Raw genomic sequence first — 5,118 nt, 5'->3', positions numbered from 1 at the left:
TTCTCTATTAGGGTCACTTGATGGTGGCTTACTACTATTACGACTGTTGAGGCCGAGACGCTGACAAAGCAAATTAACGATAAGCAGTAATAAATCTAACGTTGTGCGCATAGAAGGCGATAATGTTTTATCGGCTTCTATCTGTTGTTTTATCTTTTCGACATTACTCTCAATATCGAGACCACTTACTTTCATTTTGCCTCATCATAGGAATAGGAAGAAAGTAGTTAGAGTAACGACTAAAAAGGATCAATCAAGTTGATCCTTTTTGATCTTCTATAAACTATCAAAAATGTGAATTAGGTGCTGAGTAGTTACAATTTATGTTGATGTAACCATTTATTCAATCCAGAAATACTGAATGAGATACCCCAGCTTTCAAAAATGTAATCAATGATTTGATAAGAATATCGATAAGTATTTTCTGATAAATGTAGTATTAAGGTTTCTGTTTGAGCAACGGATAAATAACCTGCAGAACCACCATTTTCAGGCTTTAGTTTGCCAGTCGCAAGATACTCATTAATATGTCGAGTAACGCTTGTGTCGTGGATAAGCAGCGCTTCTGCAATCTGACGAGTAGACCAACCATTTGAATAGTGAATAATTGCTTTAATGCGGTCACAAACTCGCTTGTCACGGGTAGAGTGATGCAACTGCATTAATTTATGTTTCTGGTCGGAAGTGAGGTTGATTTTTTGTATTGAGGTAGCATGATCCTCATTAGACAAAAAATCAAGCATCTTCATTGATCACGGGTATATTACTTATCTTTGGGTGATGGTAAGTCATGACATATTCTATAAAAAACCTCGACCATTTAGGCTTAGTTGCTGGCATGTGTAAAGAAATTGGTGTTGCAAAGCTTATTGATCAAGCACATCCCAAACAGAGCAAAGACAAGAAAATATCTTATGGTCAACTTGTCGAAGCAATGATTCTAAACGGCCTTGGTTTTACTGGTCGTACATTGCATATGTATCCAGAATATTTTGCTGACAAACCTGTAGAGCGCCTTCTTGGAGAGGGAATAAAGGCTGAGCATATCAATGATGATGCTTTAGGCCGTTGCCTCGATCAACTCTATGAGACGGGTGTTTCTGAGCTTTATCAAACCTTATCTGCACGTGTTATTGACCATTTAAAACTGCCTTGTGAAGGATTGAATTTGGATTCTACCAGTATCCATGTCGATGGCCGTTATGATAACAATGACGATGATCCGAAGACGATTAAACTAGTACGTGGCTACAGTCGAGATCACCGCCCGGAATTAAACCAGGTAGTCATTAATCTGATCACCGAAAATAAAGCAGGGATCCCTGTTTACATGCAAGCTGCGAGCGGTAATATCAATGATAATGAAGGCTTCAAAAACATTGTAAAAAACCACTTAAGCAGTCTCAATGCTGCTCAACAATGTAGCCATTTCATTGGCGATGCTGCCTTATATACAGCAGAGACTATTCAATCACTTAATGAGCAAGGCCGATTGTTTATATCCCGCGCACCGCAAAAACTAACGTTAGTTAAATCGGCAATCGCAGAGCAAGAGAATCACGCATTCATCGCATTAGAGAACGGCTATAGCGGTGTATGGCTCGACTCGGATTATGGTGGTGTAAAGCAGCGCTGGCTATTATTACGTAGTGAGCAAGCAATGAAACGAGAGCAATACACGTTAGATAAGCGCATGCTTAAAGATTCAACCACTTCACTAAAGTCATTTAAAAAATTAACACGTGAGCGCTATTCATGTGCATTAGATGCGCGTAAGTCATTAAATAAATGGATTCAAAAGCAAGGTTATACAGAAATAAGCGATATCGAGGTGATTGAGCACGTAGCTTACAAGCAAAGTGGTCGCCCGAAGCAAGGACAGCAAGCCGATAGGCATGAGTATCAAATAACAGGTCAGGTTTATTGTTCACTAACAGAACGGCAAGCGCGTTTACAAGAAAAAGGCATGTTCATGTTAGCGACAAATGATTTTAGCGAAACATTGGCAATGGAAAAAATGCTTGGACTTTACAAGTCACAGCAAAGTGTCGAAAAAGGTTTTCGTTTTTTAAAAAGTCCTGATTTTTTAACATCTTCGTTATATTTAAAAAAGCCAGAGCGCATTGAAGCGTTATTAATGATTATGACGTGTTGCCTCATGGTATATGCAGCATTAGAGCATAAAATAAGGGAAGAGCTTAAAACGCAATCGGCCTATTTCCCAGACTTAAAATACAAGCCAACTCAAAGCCCGACAGCTCGTTGGGTGTTTTTTTGCTTTCAAGGACTGCATGTATTAACCATCTCGCAGGATAAAGAGTTGGTGATAAATTTAAAAGAGAGGAATAGCATCATTATTGATTGTCTGGGGCCAATATATCAAAAAATTTATTCTTGAAAATGCGAGAGTTTATTCCTGAAACGGATGCGGAATGTCGGATTAAATAATTGATTTGTTATTTGCGATTTTTATTATAGGTTTTAAACAATAATGTCATACAAAAACCGTTGAAAACTCGGCACTCTTTACAAAATAAAATTTAAATAAAAAAATTACAATAACTTAATCAAAAACACAAAAAATAAGATCAAAGTAACCTTTTCTACGAGCATTACCCCGTCAGATATCAAATAAGTTCCTACACTTAATTAATTACCATTAAACTCACTTACAAGGTCCAATATTATGAACTCGATCAAAAACAAGTATACAGCCTATTTCATTATATTTATGGTTGTAATTATGACGCTAACTAATATCGGAGTGAATACTTGGATCTCTCCTAAATTAGTTGAGTCTGCGGAAAAAGGGATACATAAATCTCTGATTAATGCATCTGAAAGCATTTTAGCAAAACTAAAGAAAGTAGAAGCACAACAAAAAAGTATTACTCAACTTGTTCCAAATTTATCTAGTGAACAAATTGATCTATTACTACCATCCTTGGTAGATCAATATGGAGACAGCACTGTTTTTGGTGGTGGAATTTGGCCTATGCCTGACCAACGAGAAACAGGTCGGAAAAAATTCAGTTCATTTGTTCACCGTGATAGCGCCAATAAATTAATTGTAAATGATTATTGGAATACTGCTGACGCGCCTAATTATTATGAACAGCCTTGGCATCGCAGTGGTCAAAATGCACCTAAAGGTGAATGTGTTTGGGCTGCTGCTTACAAAGACTCTGCAAGTGTAGAAGCACGTACTAACTGTAGTATGGGCATTTATAAAGACGGTAATCTATATGGTGCAGCGACTATTGATGTTACGTTAGGGTTCTTCAATAAACTTGCAGAGGAGTTAGAGAAAGAATTCAATGGTTACATTCTGGTTGTAGAACCCAAAGATGGCAAGATCCTTAATAATTCATCTGCAATGACAGGCGAGTTATTGTTAAAAACAACCGCTGAGTTACGTAATAGCTCAACTTTCATTAATGCAGTTGATGCTAATTTACAAAATCAAGAATCAACTAAGCATATTAGCTACATAGATGAAAATAATGAAGAACACGCACTTTACTTTCAACCATTAGAAGGAACACCTTGGATTATTGCACTAGCACTGCCGGCTGAATCATTACATAAGACAGAAGGTATCATTCTTAATATATTAGCAATGATTCAAGTACCATTGATGTTCGCGATTATATTTTTCTGCTACATTAACTTTACTCGCCTTACTCAACGTTTAATTGTATTAAGAAGAAATATTGATCAACTATCAGAGGGTAATGCAGATCTTACTGCACGTATTAATAGTACTGACAAAGATGAAGTTGGAGATATCGCTAAATCGGTCGACCATTTCATTCTTTACCTGCATAAACTAATGGTTTCGGTAAGCGATTCATCCGTAATGATCTCTGGATCACTGAGTCAGCTAGAGCTTCAGACACAGACCACCAATGATGTAATTTCAAGTCACTCTAGAGAAACTGAACAAGCAGTAACCGCGATGGAAGAGATGAGTACAACAGCAAATGTTGTGGCTTCGAATGCATCTGAAGCAGCTACAGCAACTCAGCAGATGAACAATTCAGTTTCCCAATCAAAACTAACAGTAGTTAAAGCATCGCATAATGTTCAAATATTACTAGAGGATGTGGAGCAGACGGTAGGTAATATTGAAAATATGGCACAAAACACGCAACAAATAAGTGCTGTGTTAACCGTAATAGGAGCCATTGCTGAACAAACGAACTTACTAGCGTTAAATGCAGCCATTGAAGCTGCACGAGCAGGTGAACAAGGTCGAGGTTTTGCAGTGGTAGCAGACGAAGTCCGTGCACTTGCTGCGAGAACTCAAAATAGCACATCAGAAATAAGCTCTATGTTAAATAATTTGAATACGGGTGTGAACTCAGTTGTTGAGGCGATGGATAAAACTAAGCAACGTTGTATTACTACTGCTGAAGACACCCAAGAAGTAAACTTGAGTTTAGATAGCATGGTAACGGATATCGGCACCATCAGTGAACTCACGGTTCAAATTGCGACGGCAGCGGAAGAGCAAAGCACTGTTAGTAAAGAAGTAACCCATAATATGACGCAAATTCAATCTATAGTGACTGAACTGGCAAACAATGCACAACAAACAGGAGCAACAACACAAGAGCTAAGTTCAATGAATACAGAGCTGAAAGAAGTAGTTGGTAAGTTTAAATTATAATATTTAATCTCTAAATTAAAAGCCTTTCCTACACTATGCAGGCAAGGCTTTTTTATAAAGAAAATATGAACCGGTACTATCATAGTAAATGAACTTATACCATTCCGCCTAATTATATGATCTAATGTATTCATTATTATTAACTGATTATATTCTTTTGGTGACCTATGAAAAAACATGACTTTTCAGAATTGGCTAAAACACATAAAAGTGTTCGTATGAGACTACGTTATTCTGCATTAGCACACTTTCAAGAAGGCAGCTCTCGTACCGATATCGCTAAGTTTCTTAAAGTGAGTCGTACTAGTGTTAATAAATGGATATCTCAATATCATCAAAATGGATTGGCTGGATTAGTTGATAAAAAGACAACCGGTCGTCCCTTTCGATTATCTGAAGCACAATCACTTCAACTAATTGAATATATTAATGAAAATACAAAAAAT

The 5,118-nt window shown here is 37.2% G+C and carries 5 protein-coding genes; 3 read left to right on the top strand and 2 right to left on the bottom strand.

Annotated features, from left to right (window positions below; genetic code table 11):
• Nucleotides 1-195, bottom strand: a 195-nt coding sequence (locus H592_RS0111295) for a DUF6444 domain-containing protein (protein ID WP_028868595.1), incomplete at its 3' end; no start/stop codon positions are given.
• Nucleotides 196-314: 119 nt separating this feature from the next.
• Nucleotides 315-731: a helix-turn-helix domain-containing protein gene (locus tag H592_RS22115; protein WP_169727654.1), complete on the bottom strand. Its 417-nt coding sequence runs from the start codon at nt 729-731 to the stop codon at nt 315-317.
• Nucleotides 732-790: 59 nt separating this feature from the next.
• Between H592_RS22115 and H592_RS0111285 the strand changes: the two genes are divergently transcribed.
• From H592_RS0111285 to H592_RS0111275, 3 genes are all read left to right on the top strand, one after another.
• Nucleotides 791-2,398 (top strand): IS1634 family transposase, encoded by a 1,608-nt coding sequence (locus H592_RS0111285; protein ID WP_028868871.1) that lies wholly within the window; start codon nt 791-793, stop codon nt 2,396-2,398.
• A gap of 345 nt (nt 2,399-2,743) precedes the next feature.
• Nucleotides 2,744-4,672 carry a methyl-accepting chemotaxis protein gene (locus H592_RS0111280; protein ID WP_245600411.1) on the top strand — a complete coding sequence of 643 codons (1,929 nt, stop codon included), beginning with the start codon at nt 2,744-2,746 and terminating at the stop codon, nt 4,670-4,672.
• A gap of 167 nt (nt 4,673-4,839) precedes the next feature.
• Nucleotides 4,840-5,118 (top strand): helix-turn-helix domain-containing protein (locus tag H592_RS0111275; RefSeq protein ID WP_028868869.1); only part of this gene is annotated, 279 nt, incomplete at its 3' end.

The organism is Psychromonas arctica DSM 14288 (genome assembly GCF_000482725.1).
GTDB lineage: Bacteria > Pseudomonadota > Gammaproteobacteria > Enterobacterales > Psychromonadaceae > Psychromonas > Psychromonas arctica.
The sequence above is the reverse complement of the archived record's forward strand: the minus strand, read 5'-3'. Positions and strand labels throughout refer to the sequence as shown.

Coding starts and splice junctions, on each gene's coding strand:
- H592_RS0111285 (WP_028868871.1), top strand. CDS start 791: ATGACATATTCTATAAAAAACCTCGACCATTTAGGCTTAGTTGCTGGC.
- H592_RS0111280 (WP_245600411.1), top strand. CDS start 2,744: ATGACGCTAACTAATATCGGAGTGAATACTTGGATCTCTCCTAAATTA.